The following is a 13,866-nucleotide window of genomic DNA, read 5'->3' as shown; positions in this document are numbered from 1 at the left end:
AAACATAAATGGCAGACAACAAGGAAAGGAAGAGATTATGAGAGCAAAAATCGGGTACATGGCAATTCTTGTCTTAATGGGCTTTCTCTATTTATGGACTAATGTGGCCGTGACATTTTATCTGTTCTTTGGAATTTTGTTGTTTGCCATTTTGTCTTTTTTGCTTAATTGGTATGCAGCGAGACATTTGACAATGCATTTGCAGGTGAAGCAAGATTTGAATCAGGTAAGCACGATATTGATTTGTGTAAAAAATACAGGAATTATTCCCTGCTTCCGGGTGTCAATGAAAGGAACGATTGCAAACTGCCTGACAGATTCTTCCTTTTGTTTTAATCAGGAGATATCAGTAGCACCGAAGCAGGAAAAAAAGGTGGAATTTGCTGTTGAAAGCTTCTATTGTGGAAGAATTGAAGTGGAAACAGACGAATTTATTGTTCGAGATTTTTTTGGTATCTTTGGGTGCCTCGTAAAAAATCACGAAGTGTTGGTTTATTATGTGTATCCGGATGGGGCGGATGAAGGTGAATATCATTTAGAAGAAATGACACCGGCAGCGCAGAATATGGAAAATCGTTATCTGCGCAGGAAAGGTAATGATATCACAGAAATACTCGATTTAAGAGACTATCAAAAGGGTGACAGCATTAAGACGATTCATTGGAAATTATCGAAAAAAATGGGGCATAAGATTGTCCGCGAATTGGATACGCCGGCAAATCAGGAAACAATTGTTTTGTTTGCACTATCGGATAGAAATATAGATAAGCCTTGGTATCGGGATTCGTTAGTGAAAATGATTAGTCAGGTGTCAAAGAATTTATTGGAAAATGATCAATTTTTTGATAGTGTAGTTTTTGAAAAAAAAGGGTTGTCTCATATGACATTTAGTGTAGAAGAGGGCTGCACAAGAGAACGATATGAGAGAACAATTTTAGATGGAAATATAAGTTTTATGCAGTCGTTTGTGGATGATTATCTGATGCATCACAATGTATTGCATAAATATTCACATATAATTTTGATTACGGATGACGAAATAACGGACTGGTGCATGGAAAATGCCAATGTCAGACAGATTATGGTTTCGGCATCTTAATTGGGAAGAGGAAAGAAAGTGGAGAATCAAGGATTTCGACTGGTAGAAGAGAAAAAACAGAAAAAAAGTTTTTTTGCCCTGATTTTATCGATATTTACCGTGGCGGGCATTCTTTTTTGTGTGCAGCAAATGTTTGTGGATACAAAATGGTGGTTTATTTCGATGGTTGTGTCCGTTCTTTGTTGTCTCGTTATATTTTCCACAAAAAGCACAAAAATTGTGTTGGTTTATTTTGTGTTGGGAATCCTTTTGCTTTTTGCATTTCGCACGATATGGATTTCCGGTGCACTGGATTTTGTAAATCAGGTGACTGCCGGATTTAATGCTGTGACCGGGGAATCAGTTTTCTATTTTGTTGTACCGAATTATATGAACAGAGAACTTGCTATGGTGGTATTCTTTTGTCTTACGGCGTGGTTTTTATCCGGATATTTGACAATTGCAATCAAAGGGAAACACTGGGTTCCTGTCCTTGTTTTCTGGGCAGCGCTTGTATCTTTGGCTGTATTTTTTGAAATGCCGTCTGCATGGTGTGTTGGTGCAATGGCTTTTTTGTCATTAGCAGGGATATATGCCCACTCGCATACGAAAGTGGATGAAGAAAAAAATTATTTGGCAGCATTTTGCAAAATGGTTGTTATAGTGGCTGTTTTTATCTGTTTTACATGGAACCGGCAGCTTTATCACAAAAATGAAATCATAGCAGATTTGAAGGAAAATATAACAGAGGAAGCGAATGCGATACGATATGGGGAAAAAGATTTGCCGGAGGGAAAAATTAAAGAGGGAATTGCCTTGAGCGGGGAAAAACGTCTGACTGTCTTTGCAAGCGAAAAGGGCAAGTATTATTTGAAGGGATATGTAGGAAGTGAATATCATGAAAACCGGTGGGAACCATTAGAAGGAAAAGAATACGGGGAAAAATACGAGGGAATATTTAATCGGTACCGGTCGGATGGATTTCATCCACTTGCTCAGTTGTACAGTTACTGTGAGGCGGCAGGCCGCCAGCAAAACGGATTGGAAAAAGAGGAGAAAGAAGGAACGATTATAGTTGAAAATACAGGGGCTTATGAGAGGTATCAGTATTTGCCTTACGGTGTGGATTTTTCGAGTATTCAGTCGTTGGATACCCTTTACCGGGATTTGAATTTGCAAAAAAAATTCTGGAGCAATCGTGAAGATGAAAAAAATACATACAAAATTTGCATGATAGATGAAGATTCTCTTTTGAAAACGGCGGGAGTTGACTGGCAGAAACAGACGATTACAGACGAAAAGGTGCGCGCCTATGCGGATATGGAAATGGATTATCGAAAGTTTGTAAAAAAACATTATCTTGCCCTTTCAAAAAAGGCCAAAGAAGAGGTTGCACCGTATGTTCCTCAAAAGAAAGATAATTTGGTTTCGTTTATTGAAAAAATTAGAAGTTCTTTAAAAAATGCGGGAAAAGAGAAAGGTGACTGGGATGCCCTGCAGTATGCTTCTCTTGGTACGCTTGCATTTCGTGCGGCGAATATCCCGGCGAGATATGTGGAGGGATATGAGGCAGTTACTTCCGATGAAAAAGATGCTAATGGAAATTACCGTGCGGACGTGACCGGGCAAAATGCGCATGCATGGGTGGAAATTTACTGTGATGGTGTGGGGTGGCTTCCCGTGGATGTGACACCGGGACATTATGATAAGATTACGGTGAAAGCAAAACAGCAGAAGAAAATAGAAAAACAGCAGACCTCAATTTCGCAGAAGGTTACGAAAAAGAAAGAAAAATCAAAACAAAATGAGGCACCGAACAAATACTTATCGTGGCAGCAAATCATTTTATGGATCGTAATTTGCATTTTTGCTGTAAGTTTTCTTTTCGCAGGAGTGCTTGCAATTCGCAGAAAGGCTATAGTCTACAAGCGTAGAAAAACACTTATGCAGGCAGATACGGCAGCGAATTATCGATTTATTATTTCATATTTGACCACGTTATTTGCCTATTTAAAACTTTCCGAAGAAGATTTGCCACGGGAGATACGAGAGGGCATGGAACGTTTCTGGTTTGATGAGAACGGTGAAATAACGGAGAAAGAGTTATCACAATTAAGAGAATATGGAAATGAAATTCAGAATACGATGTGGCAGGAATCTTCCTGCATTAAAAAATTAGTTCTTCGCTTCTGGCATTGTTTTGAATTTCCGTTCTGATAAGAAAACCGAGGGATTAAATCTTCCCTCGGTTTTTTAGAAATGTTTCCGCACACTGTGCGTAGCAGGCAGCCCCAATCGGGCACACGTCCTCATTAAACAGAGCCTTTGGATGGTGCACCGGGTAATCGCCGCGCTCATCCTCAAAGCCGGCAGACAAATACATATACGTACTTGGAATTTTGTTTGCAATCGAGGCAAAATCTTCCGAAGCGGGTGCGTTAATATCCGGATAACCATTTAGCGTTGGAATGGCAAGAGTTTTCATGGCAGAAACAAATTCTTCTGTCAAATCCGGATTGCATATAAGCGGTGGGACGGCGGAAAGCACAGTATATTCAATACTTCCGTTATATACCGCAGCGGTTCGTTCACTGACTTCGCGGATTCGTTTTACAAGGATTTCCCTTGCGGCTTCGTTATTGGTGCGCAGTGTTCCTTGTAAAATGGCTGTTTCCGGAATAATATTGGCAACTTCACCGGCACAAAACCGGCCGATTGTGAGAACACAGGAATCGGCAGGATTACTTTCTCTGGCAATTAGTTCCTGCAGGGCAAGATAAATGTGAACACCAATGTTAATCGGGTCAATGCCCTGATGCGGGCAGGCACCGTGGGAACCTTTTCCGTGGATGGTAATTTGAAAGCCATCCACCGAGTTCATCATGGTATTTTTGCTATTGTACATAAAAGTGCCAACCGGACTTCTGCCGGTCGTTACATGGAAAGCAAGCGCGGCATCCGGCTTTGGATTTTCTAAAATGCCGTGTTCGATCATGTTGTCAGCCCCCTCAAAAGTTTCCTCTGCCGGCTGGAACATAAACTTCACGCGTCCGCATAAATGAGATTCATTTTCCTTTAGCATCTTAGCCGCACTAAGGAGCATGGCAGCGTGAAAATCATGTCCGCAGGCGTGCATTTTTCCGGTTTTACATGAAAAACTTTCTCCGCTTTCTTCTGTCAGAGGAAGCGCATCCATATCGGCACGAAGCAGAAGAACCGGCTCACCTTGTCCAAGCAAAGCCGTCACGCCTTCCCCGCATCTTTCCGGGTTAAGACCATATTCCGTAAGCCGCTTCATCACAAACTCCACCGTATTTTCAAGATGCAGCCCTGTCTCTGCATGTTCATGCAGATAGCGGCGGTTCGCAATCGTTTCCTTTTTTAATTCCAACGCACGTTTATAGTAATTCATCTAATCCCTCCATTTATATTGATACTTATAATCATAAAGAATAAAACCCTAACTGGCAACCCTCTACTTGCTTTTTATTTCCCCTCGTTATATAATGCCCGATGTAGAGTAAAAATAGTACATCAAAGGAGATTATTAGCATGCAGAATGAGGCATATCAGAAATTAATGGATAATTTATGTGACATTGTGGCAGAGGAGCAGGCGAAACTTGGTTACATGAAAGAGCCAATCCGTTTGTATTATCCTTTGAGTTCGTTAAATCATTTTTTTGGAGGAGACGTTTCCGCTGATGAGATGCAGGAAAAACTTTCAAAGTTTAAATCCTTTGCTTATGATAAATTCGGTGAAGTAGAAATAACACACAAAGGAGAGCGCTTTTGTTTCTTTTTATCTGAGCGTGCAACCGAGTATGTTCATCAAAACGGTGGACAGAACCAATTTATATTTGACCTGGTAGCGCTTTTGGCAAAGCATGGCACGGTCATGGAAGAAGTAGAGGCATTGTTTGCGAAACAGAAAGATGCTTATGAAATAGAAAAAATGAATCATGGAGAATTTGACTACATGATTCATTTTGTGGATTCCAAAGATAAATATCTCTATTGTTTCAAAGACGAAGGCTGTCATATTATTTACCATCGGTTTTTACCGGAGGATTATGAGGATTTAGGATTATAAAAGTCCGGACCTTCTAAAAAGACTGGAAATACTCATGCATGGATTTTAGTGTTTTTGTGCTTTCTTCATAGAATGGCTCGAATACACTAAAGGCGTGCGTGAGTTTTTTATTTTTCCCAAACCGGAGCAGCTTGTGTGATACCCGGTTTGCTTTCAATGCCTTTTCAAATTTTACGGTATAATGCTCTAAGTTATCGCTGTGGCTGGTAACTAAAAAGCATGGTGGAAGCGCCGAAATAATTTCCGGATTTTCAATGTTTACATACGGTGCAATTGCTTTCTTTTTATAGCCCTTTCCATACAAATAAGAAGGAAGGAAAAGACCGATTTTGTCAAAGCGGGTTGTGTAAAACATGCCACTGATAAGTCCAAGGGCATTCAGGGAAAAATCAGGTGCCTTTGTGTGGGCAGCTTTGGCGAATTTCTTGTTCTTTGTCATTGCAGCTACATTTGTTAAAAGATAAGCACCGCCGCTGTCGGCAACGCCATAGATTCTATCCGGATTTCCCCCATAGGAGGATAAATTGTCACGGATAAATGTCATGGCGGTTGAGACATCTGAAAACTGGTCGTAAACGCTGCAGTCCGGGACAAGACGATATTCAACGCTGAATACAACATAGCCTAAAAGACATAATCTGGCACAAAAATAGCGGTTGAATTCTTTATTGCCGATTAACAGACCGCCGCCGTGGATGTTGATGATGACAGGGAGTGTTTCATTTTCTTTTCCCTGTGGGCGGTACACATCCATGAGATGTTCTTTCTGACTGTCAGCGATATAGGGAATATCACGGCTTTCGACTACGCCATCCGGGAAAGAAAATTTTTTGTCGCGAACAGCTGCCGATTTTTCAAAGTCTTCCCGCTGTTTATAAAAATTTTTCGTCATAAAATTACTCATCTGACTTCTCCTTTGGTATATTCTGAATCGTTACTTCTCTGTGGTCTACAGAAGTTGAAAATACAATCAATGTTTTGGTGCGTCCGTATTTTTGCAATTCACCAATAAAAGTATCCAAATCGGTTGTGCTGTGAAAAAGAACTTCTAAAAGCATCGAATAATCGCCGGTCACGCAATTGCATTCGATCACATTAAGACAGGAACGGATATAAGGATAAAATTCCGCTTTCTGATTTGGCTCAACCTCAAGGTTTATAAAAGCCCGGATGTGAAAGCCGAGAAGTTCGGGATTTAATGTGGCGTGATAACCGGTAATGTAACCCTCTTTTTCAAGCCGCTCCACTCTCGCCGAGGCAGCAGGAGAAGAGAGGAAAACTTCATTTGCCAAATCCTTTACACTCATTCGTCCGTTTTTACTGAGTAAATTCAAAATTTCACAGTCCACATGGTCAAGTTCGTTCTTCTTCATTGTCAAACTCCATTCTTAAGTAATATGATGTCTGCGGGTTGCTTCCTTGTGATGCAATCCTACAAAATCAGCATACTCTTTTTAGGAGACAACGTCAAGAACACACTTAATTTTATTTTGTGAAAATACAAAATGGTTTGTTTGATTAAGTGCGAATGGTTAATTTTATTAAATAAATTTGAAAATTCTGAAAACCTTGACTTTCAAAAAAATGAGGAATAAGGTATTAGACGTAAAGCCGATGCGCATCCGGCAGGGAGCAGGAAATGGGAAGTTGCGAAAGCAGAAAGAGAGGCTATTATGGCACATAGTTATGACCCATATGAAAATGTAAGAAATGTAATGAGTGATGCAGCGAAAATGGCAGGGATTGATAGTCCTTATATGGAAATTATCAAATGTCCTCAGCGTGAGACAAAAGTTTACCTTCCGGTTGAAATGGATGATGGTTCGGTTCATGTGTTTGAAGGATATCGTGTTCAGCACTCGAATATCCGCGGACCATTCAAAGGTGGTATTCGATATCATCAGAATATTACATTAAATGAAGTTCGCGCACTGGCTACGTGGATGTCATTAAAATGTGCAATTGCGAATATTCCATACGGTGGCGCAAAGGGCGGTATTAAAGTTGACCCGCATAAATTATCCAAGCGGGAACTGCGGGCGCTTACAAGACGTTATACTTTTGCGATTGCACCAATTATCGGTGCAGATTCGGATATTCCGGCACCGGATGTAAATACAAATGCTCAGACGATGGCTTGGGTTTTGGATACTTACAGTCAGCTGCAGGGAAAGCCGTGTCCGGGCGTTGTCACCGGAAAGCCAATTGAACTTGGCGGTTCACGTGGAAGAAATTCGGCAACCGGACGTGGTGTTGTGATAAGTACCAAATTGCTTCTTGCCAAAGAGGGAAAAAATTTGGACGAAATAAAAGTGGTCATTCAGGGAATGGGAAATGTCGGAAGTAATGCGGCAAAAATTTTCCGGCACAGGGGAAGCAAAGTTGTGGCAATCAGTGATGTGTCCGGCGGTTTATACAAAGAGGATGGTTTGGATGTTGATACGATTGCTGAGTATCTGGAAACGTCTGGGGCTCTTTTGAAAGATTACGACGCAGAAGGAATTACTCATATTTCCAATTCGGAAGTATTAACAACACCGTGTGATGTGTTAGTTCCGGCAGCTTTGGAAAATCAGATTACCGAAGAAAATGCGGATAAATTGCAGTGCTCTTATATTGTGGAGGCAGCCAATGGTCCAACGTCCAAAGAGGCAGATGCAATTTTGGAAAAGCGCGGTATACCGGTAATTCCGGATATTTTTGCTAATGGCGGTGGTGTTATCGTTTCCTACTTTGAGTGGGTTCAGAATATTCAGGAACTTACCTGGGAGCGTGACCGCGTCAATGAGATGTTGGAAAATCTGATGTCTAAATCGTTTGCAGAGATTACGGAAGCAAAAGAGAAGTATGACTGCACCTATCGAATGGCGGCTTATGTGGTAGCTCTGAAGAAATTAATTTACGCGGAAGAAATTAAGGGGATTTTCCCGTGATAAAACCCCAAAAATTTGTTAGAGACTGAATAACATATCTTGTTATAGTCTCTAACAAATTGTTTTTTTATTTAGTTTTCGTTTTGAGAACTTCTTTGGCATTTGGAATGGATTCCAGTATTTTTTTTGTCAATTCCTCTTTGGTATAGCCAACGTAGTCGTAATCGTCCTGGTCATAGTGAGTATCATAGAAGGAATAAATGGCATTTGCATCTTTAATTCCATATTCTTTTAATCCGACAGTAGTGTACTTTCGGTAGCCGGCAGCGGTGTCAACAAGGTCAAATACTTTTGTTGGATTTATCTCATAAAGGGAAGAAAAATATTCAAAAAATTCAGTTTTACGGATTTCTTCCTGTGGCCGGGTTATCAAAAGAGTTTTGCTGTTTTTGCCGGCGTAAAAATTTCCGATTTTATAATCCTTTGTTACGCATTTTTTTGTTGCGTAATTGTAATAGGTAATCCCATTGTCCGAAAATACTTCGGATACACCGTCATTGTTTAAATCCACATAAGAGTAATTGGTTCCTTCCGGAAGTGCGGTTACATATTTTTTCAGTTTTTTCTTTGCCAGTGCTTTTACCTTGCTTTTACTTAAAACAGTAACGGTATAACGATATTTTGTTTTGCCCTTTCCATACCAGTAGGTCAGAGTTGACTTGCCGGCCTTTTTTCCGGTAATGACAAGTGACATATAATGACTGTTAAATTTAGCTGATATTTTTTTATTACTCACTTTCTTTTTTGCCAAATTGCTCTTTACTTTAATTCCCCGTGTGCCGCCCTGCATGACCACATAATTTTTTCGGATTGTTTTTGCGTGGACAGGGAGTGCGGTTCCCAGGCACAAAATAGCGAAAACGGCAAATAAAATTGTTTTTTTCATGATACATTCCTCCAATCAATAATATCATTTTATCATGTTTTCATATATATAACGAGTGAAAAGGATAGAATGTTGCAAATTTTTACAAAGGACGGTTGCCGCACAGGTAGTCAGCGTAATTCTTTCCTATATGCTGATAAGGAAAAGAAACTTCCGTTTATTCTTAAGAAGAAAGATATTCGAATCAACCGGAATATGACGGCAAAAGAATTAAAGATTGGAACACCGGTGGCTTTGCAGAAAAAGTTGACAACCTTCCACTTTAATGATATTCTGTTATCAATTAATTTCCATGAGGGAGTAGCGAGCGTGTACGACACGTATCAAGTCAACATACTGACCGAATGGTCTGGCTTGTTTTAAATTGCGAGACTCATGTATAGCGGATTCCTATACGTGAAGTCTATCTATTTTAGAAATTCAACCGGGTATAGTGATGTCTGCTGTACCCGTTTTTTTATGCAAAAGATGGGGAATTACGGAATGGAAAACAGATGGAGGATTGTGAAATGGAATGGAGTTTATTTTTTGTATTCAACAGTATATTGCTTGGTGTAGGTCTGGCGATGGATGCGTTTTCAGTTTCTTTAGCAAATGGATTGAATGAGTCTTGGATGCACAAGAAAAAAATGTGTGCCATTGCAGGAACCTTTGGTTTCTTTCAGGCATTAATGCCAATGACCGGCTGGGTATGTGTTCACACCATTATTGAATATTTTAAAATGTTTGAGAAATTCATTCCATGGATTGCACTGATACTGCTTCTTTTTATCGGAGGGAAAATGGTGAAGGAAGGTATTCAGGATGGAGCCGAAGAAGTGGAAAAAGCGAAAGTTGGTGCACTCGCTCTCTTGGTACAGGGAATTGCAACCTCAATTGATGCATTGTCTGTCGGGTTTACGATTGCGGAGTACGATTTTATTATGGCACTGGCGTGCTCTCTGATTATTGCGGCGGTGACCTTTGTAATCAGCTTTACCGGCTTAATTCTTGGTAAAAAATGCGGAACGAAATTTTCCAATAAAGCAACAATTCTTGGTGGTGCGATTCTGATTGCAATCGGTATTGAAATTTTTGTTTCGGGTGTTTTTTAGATTGTATCAGATACCCGTAAGCAAATTTTCTATCACTTCTCCGGCATCCTTTGAAATGCCTATGGACTTGTTCTGGATTTCCAATGGAACTTCTGTCTGTCCAAGATTGATACAAGCATAAAAAGCATCCGGCCAGGCAGCAGTCATCTGCCGGAATGGATATTTAATGATGCCGGGTGTGTTATATCCGGTACCAAGTTCCAAAAATAGGACGTTTAAGTTTTTATGCCGGCGTAAAAAGTCATCATAGCGGCTGGCGGCTGCGTGCCATCCCTTGTCCTCTACGAAAGTAGAATCAGCTCTTAGATTCATTGACAGAGGAGCGCCGCAGTGTGGACAGAGGGGGATTAGATAGTCCGGAATCCGCATGTTTTCCTGTTCTTTCATCATTTGATGGATTTGAACTTCATTATCAAAAGTTTTGCTGCAGCATGGTTTGGAACACTGAAAGAGTCCATAATCACCTTGAGTGTAAAAAAGTCTTTTTTTATCAAATCCAGCCTTTTGAAAGCAGTGGTCTACATTAGTAGTAAGGATAAAATAATCCTTATCTTTTACTAGTTTCAGTAGATTTTCATAAACCGGTCTGGGTGCATTTTGATAGCGGTTGATATAAATATAGCGGCTCCAGTATGCCCAGTGTTCATTCAAGGTCTCAAACGGATAAAAGCCGCCGGAGTACATATCAGAAAAGCCATATTTAGCAATAAAGTCTGAAAAATATCTGTTAAATCGTTCTCCGGAATAGGTGAATCCGGCAGAGGTCGAAAGACCTGCACCTGCCCCGATGATAACGGCATCTGCCTTTTCCAGTTTTTCTTTTAACCGGTTAATTTGAGCTGAGCAGTCGTTCATAGATTTCTTTGTCATTTTCTTTGAAAACATTAAATACCACCTTCTGTATTGTTGTGTCATTGTTGTTCATAAAGTTTCTTACTGTATCAATAGCAATTTCGGCTGCTTTCTCGTTTGGAAAATGAAAAACGCCGGTGGAAATGCAGCAAAAAGCAATACTTTCTAAATGGTATTCTGTAGCGAGCTGCATGCAGGAAGTGTAACAGTTTGCCAGCAAATCACAGTCTCTTTTTGTCAGGTGTCCCCCCACAATCGGTCCGACAGTGTGGAGAACATAGCGGCAGGGCAGGTTATAAGCAGGTGTTATCTTTGCCTGGCCGGTTGGTTCTTCAAACCCTTGTTTTTGCATTTTTTGAAAGCAGTCATAGCGCAGCTGCACACCGGCGTAAGTGTGAATACAGTTATCAATGCAGGTATGACCCGGAATGTAGCAGCCGGTCATCTGGGAGTTGGCGGCATTTACAATTGCATCACAACGAAGTGTTGTAATATCTCCCTGCCACACATACAAATTGTCTTTGACCGGTGTTAAATCGTCAAGGTCAGTCACTCCCTTTTCCTCAATTACTTCCTGTAGATATTCATTTTGCACTTGTATAAAATTCTCATCGATTGGCTTTGGTGCCCGGACATTCATCAGAGCACGCAAAAGCATACGCTGCTCCGCCAGACCTTTCGGAATGGGCGTATTGTGGTATTCCGGACTTTCTTTTAGTAATGTCTGGATGAGAAAGATAAGTCGTTCTTTTTTTGTCATGCTAATACCTCTTTTTAATAGCTTGTTTTGGGCAGATTTCTTTGCATTGTCCGCAGTGCAGGCATCGATTTTGGTATCGCCGGGATAAATTCCCTTCATATAAGGATTTCTTTCAAATATTTCTTATAATTTTTCGGAGTGAATATTTTTAATTTTACCGCGAAGGGAAATCGCCCGTTTCTCTGCGGTTGCAGACAGGGCGATAAATTTCTGCTCCATAAGCTGAGTATAAAGGGATTTCCCTTTTGCCGTCAAGAAATAAACACCGGATTCATCCCAAAGCATCAAATCAATGATGCGGGTTACCGGATGACCGTCTGCGCCAATCGTTGCCATGGTGGCGGAATGAAATTCGTTTACCAACAAATTAAGATACTGCTTTTTCGTCATTGTCATTATATGTTCTCCTTTCTGGCGGCAAAATGGGTTACTTCTTAAAATGTATACGGTGGATTTCCGGAGAAATCAGCAATTACACCATGCGGCTCATCTAGGTAAAATACCTCAAAAATCGGATTATCCGCAGTCTCATACTGTCCTTTGACAATCGGATTGGCTATACACATTTCTTTTGCAGCCATGTTGTTTTCAAATACGGCTTTTCCGTGCAGGCGAATCCATGCATAAGATGGACTGGAAACAGAAATTTCAATTTCCGGATTGCTCTGCATATCCAGATAAACATCTTTTGTGTTATTTGTGCAGAACCACAGTTTTCCGTCCATTTCTCCGGCAAACATAAATGGGCGGCACTTTGCTTTTTCATCGCGTCCTACGGTAGCGAGATACTGTACCGGATTCTCTTTTAAAAATTCAATTACTTTGTTCATAATAAAACCTCCTGGAATTTTTTTTGGAAAAATATTGTGTTTTCCTGTTGATGCTATTATAATATCGCCATAGGGACCTTTCGTAAAGTAAGCACTATTTTGTGCCATAGTTACCAAAAGGAAACAATTGCGAAAAAAGGAGACTTTTGCTATGGAAAATATACCAACAGTAGAAAAACTTCCTGCCTGTCCGGTGGAAACGACACTTACTTTAATTAGTGATAAATGGAAAGTGTTAATTTTAAGAGACTTACTTCCGGGGACAAAACGGTTTGGGGAGTTAAGGAAATCAATTGGACATGTCTCGCAGAAAGTGTTGACAGCACAGCTTCGACAGATGGAGCAGAGCGGACTTGTGAATCGAAAAGTATATGCCGAGGTGCCGCCAAAAGTTGAATATTCATTGACGGACGTGGGATACAGTTTGAAACCGATTTTAGACGCTATGTGGACGTGGGGCGAAGAATATCAGAAGAAAATGGAGAAATAATCCCCGGCGGCTTTGAAAACCGCAGCGGGGATTATGAAGACATACACATCATGTATTGTGTGTTGTAATTAATCTAAAATCTGTCCATCCGTAGAAATTGTGACAACCTGCCATGGGATAAATTTTCCACTGTTTTGCAGTGCTGTCTTTGCCGCATGCTCAAGTCCGCCACAGCACGGTACTTCCATGCGGACAACGGTTACACTCTGGATGTCATTGTTCCGGATGATTTCGGTTAGTTTTTCTGAGTAATCGATGTCATCCAGTTTTGGACAGCCCACAACGGTGATTTTTCCTTTGATAAAATCATGATGGAAATTAGCATACGCATAGGCGGTGCAGTCCGCAGCAATCAAAAGTTTTGCACCATCAAAGTAAGGAGCCTTTGTCGGTACGAGTTTAATCTGAACCGGCCATTGTCTTAATTCGGACGTAAGAGAATTGTCTGCGGATACAGCAGGTGCTGAATTGCGGCGGTCAAACTGGCGCATTCTCTGTCCGGGACATCCACTGAATGCTGGAGATTTTTTCTCTTTTGCTTTCTTTTTCATATTTTCTTTCACAGCTTCTTCGTCGTAAGCAGCAGCTTCCCGTTCTACAAAAGTAATGGCACCGGTCGGGCAGGTTGGCAGACAGTCGCCAAGTCCGTCGCAGTAGTCGTCGCGCAGCAATTTTGCTTTTCCGTTTACCATACCGATGGCACCTTCGTGGCAGGCATTGGCACAGGCACCGCATCCGTTACATTTATCTTCATCAATCTGAATAATTCTTCGTATCATAGTTTATCCTTCCTTTCGGGTAATTGTTGTTTCTGGTTGTATTATAGAAAACGCTGTGCTAAAATTATGTTG

Annotated in this window: 17 protein-coding genes; 7 read left to right on the top strand and 10 right to left on the bottom strand. The window is 40.7% G+C overall.

The annotated features are described in order from the left end of the window. Positions 1-37: 37 nt before the first annotated feature. Together DW019_RS06305 and DW019_RS15390 are read left to right on the top strand one after the other, a co-directional pair. Complete coding sequence (locus DW019_RS06305) at positions 38-1,099, top strand: DUF58 domain-containing protein (protein ID WP_118442855.1); 1,062 nt, start codon at positions 38-40, stop codon at positions 1,097-1,099. Between the two features lie 18 nt (positions 1,100-1,117). After that, positions 1,118-3,295, top strand: coding sequence for a transglutaminase domain-containing protein (locus DW019_RS15390; RefSeq protein WP_243024108.1), 2,178 nt, complete (start codon positions 1,118-1,120; stop codon positions 3,293-3,295). Between the two features lie 16 nt (positions 3,296-3,311). On the opposite strand, the gene DW019_RS06295 is transcribed toward DW019_RS15390, so the two are convergent. Next, positions 3,312-4,490: a M20 family metallopeptidase gene (locus DW019_RS06295; protein WP_118442854.1), complete on the bottom strand. Its 1,179-nt coding sequence runs from the start codon at positions 4,488-4,490 to the stop codon at positions 3,312-3,314. A 140-nt stretch (positions 4,491-4,630) separates the two neighbouring features. Between DW019_RS06295 and DW019_RS06290 the strand changes: the two genes are divergently transcribed. Beyond that, positions 4,631-5,170, top strand: a complete 540-nt coding sequence (locus DW019_RS06290; RefSeq protein WP_118442853.1) for a DUF3877 family protein — start codon at positions 4,631-4,633, stop codon at positions 5,168-5,170. A gap of 13 nt (positions 5,171-5,183) precedes the next feature. On the opposite strand, the gene DW019_RS06285 is transcribed toward DW019_RS06290, so the two are convergent. Then, complete coding sequence (locus tag DW019_RS06285; RefSeq protein WP_118442852.1) at positions 5,184-6,074, bottom strand: alpha/beta hydrolase; 891 nt, start codon at positions 6,072-6,074, stop codon at positions 5,184-5,186. Next, a complete protein-coding gene (locus tag DW019_RS06280; RefSeq protein ID WP_118442851.1) occupies positions 6,067-6,543 on the bottom strand; it encodes an Lrp/AsnC family transcriptional regulator in 477 nt (158 codons plus the stop codon). Before DW019_RS06280 ends, DW019_RS06285 begins: the two co-directional genes overlap by 8 nt. A gap of 300 nt (positions 6,544-6,843) precedes the next feature. Here DW019_RS06280 and DW019_RS06275 point away from each other — a divergent pair, with 300 nt between their 5' ends. Then, on the top strand, positions 6,844-8,103 hold the full coding sequence (locus DW019_RS06275; protein ID WP_118442850.1) for a Glu/Leu/Phe/Val dehydrogenase: 1,260 nt from the start codon (positions 6,844-6,846) through the stop codon (positions 8,101-8,103). 67 nt (positions 8,104-8,170) lie between these two features. Here the strand turns inward: DW019_RS06275 and DW019_RS06270 are convergent, their stop codons facing one another. Then, the gene (locus DW019_RS06270) at positions 8,171-8,989 is read right to left on the bottom strand and encodes a hypothetical protein (RefSeq protein ID WP_118442849.1); all 819 of its coding nucleotides are present in this window, start codon (positions 8,987-8,989) and stop codon (positions 8,171-8,173) included. Positions 8,990-9,058: 69 nt separating this feature from the next. On the opposite strand from DW019_RS06270, the gene DW019_RS06265 reads away from it, so the two are divergent. Both DW019_RS06265 and DW019_RS06260 read left to right on the top strand, forming a co-directional pair. Beyond that, entirely contained in the window at positions 9,059-9,352 is a 294-nt protein-coding gene (locus DW019_RS06265) for a hypothetical protein (RefSeq protein ID WP_118442848.1), read from the top strand. A 146-nt stretch (positions 9,353-9,498) separates the two neighbouring features. Continuing rightward, positions 9,499-10,083 carry a manganese efflux pump MntP family protein gene (locus tag DW019_RS06260; protein ID WP_118442847.1) on the top strand — a complete coding sequence of 195 codons (585 nt, stop codon included), beginning with the start codon at positions 9,499-9,501 and terminating at the stop codon, positions 10,081-10,083. Positions 10,084-10,089: 6 nt separating this feature from the next. Here DW019_RS06260 and DW019_RS06255 read toward each other — a convergent pair whose 3' ends face one another. From DW019_RS06255 to DW019_RS06240, 5 genes are all read right to left on the bottom strand, one after another. Then, complete coding sequence (locus tag DW019_RS06255) at positions 10,090-10,968, bottom strand: Sir2 family NAD-dependent protein deacetylase (RefSeq protein WP_118442846.1); 879 nt, start codon at positions 10,966-10,968, stop codon at positions 10,090-10,092. Beyond that, positions 10,913-11,695 carry a protein-ADP-ribose hydrolase gene (locus tag DW019_RS06250; protein ID WP_117479918.1) on the bottom strand — a complete coding sequence of 261 codons (783 nt, stop codon included), beginning with the start codon at positions 11,693-11,695 and terminating at the stop codon, positions 10,913-10,915. The genes DW019_RS06255 and DW019_RS06250 overlap by 56 nt, the downstream gene beginning before the upstream one ends. A gap of 1 nt (position 11,696) precedes the next feature. Beyond that, entirely contained in the window at positions 11,697-11,756 is a 60-nt protein-coding gene (locus DW019_RS15385) for a 4Fe-4S binding protein (RefSeq protein WP_243024112.1), read from the bottom strand. Between the two features lie 62 nt (positions 11,757-11,818). Beyond that, the gene (locus DW019_RS06245) at positions 11,819-12,091 is read right to left on the bottom strand and encodes a pyridoxamine 5'-phosphate oxidase family protein (RefSeq protein ID WP_242989461.1); all 273 of its coding nucleotides are present in this window, start codon (positions 12,089-12,091) and stop codon (positions 11,819-11,821) included. A 38-nt stretch (positions 12,092-12,129) separates the two neighbouring features. After that, positions 12,130-12,525, bottom strand: coding sequence for a pyridoxamine 5'-phosphate oxidase family protein (locus DW019_RS06240; protein WP_118442845.1), 396 nt, complete (start codon positions 12,523-12,525; stop codon positions 12,130-12,132). Between the two features lie 151 nt (positions 12,526-12,676). On the opposite strand from DW019_RS06240, the gene DW019_RS06235 reads away from it, so the two are divergent. Then, a complete protein-coding gene (locus DW019_RS06235) occupies positions 12,677-13,015 on the top strand; it encodes a helix-turn-helix domain-containing protein (protein WP_118442844.1) in 339 nt (112 codons plus the stop codon). Between the two features lie 68 nt (positions 13,016-13,083). Here DW019_RS06235 and DW019_RS06230 read toward each other — a convergent pair whose 3' ends face one another. Beyond that, positions 13,084-13,794, bottom strand: a complete 711-nt coding sequence (locus tag DW019_RS06230; RefSeq protein ID WP_118442843.1) for a 4Fe-4S binding protein — start codon at positions 13,792-13,794, stop codon at positions 13,084-13,086. Positions 13,795-13,866: the final 72 nt, after the last annotated feature.

It is taken from the genome of Clostridium sp. AF37-5 (genome assembly GCF_003477605.1).
GTDB lineage: Bacteria > Bacillota > Clostridia > Lachnospirales > Lachnospiraceae > Eubacterium_F.
This window is presented reverse-complemented; position numbering and strand designations above follow the sequence as displayed.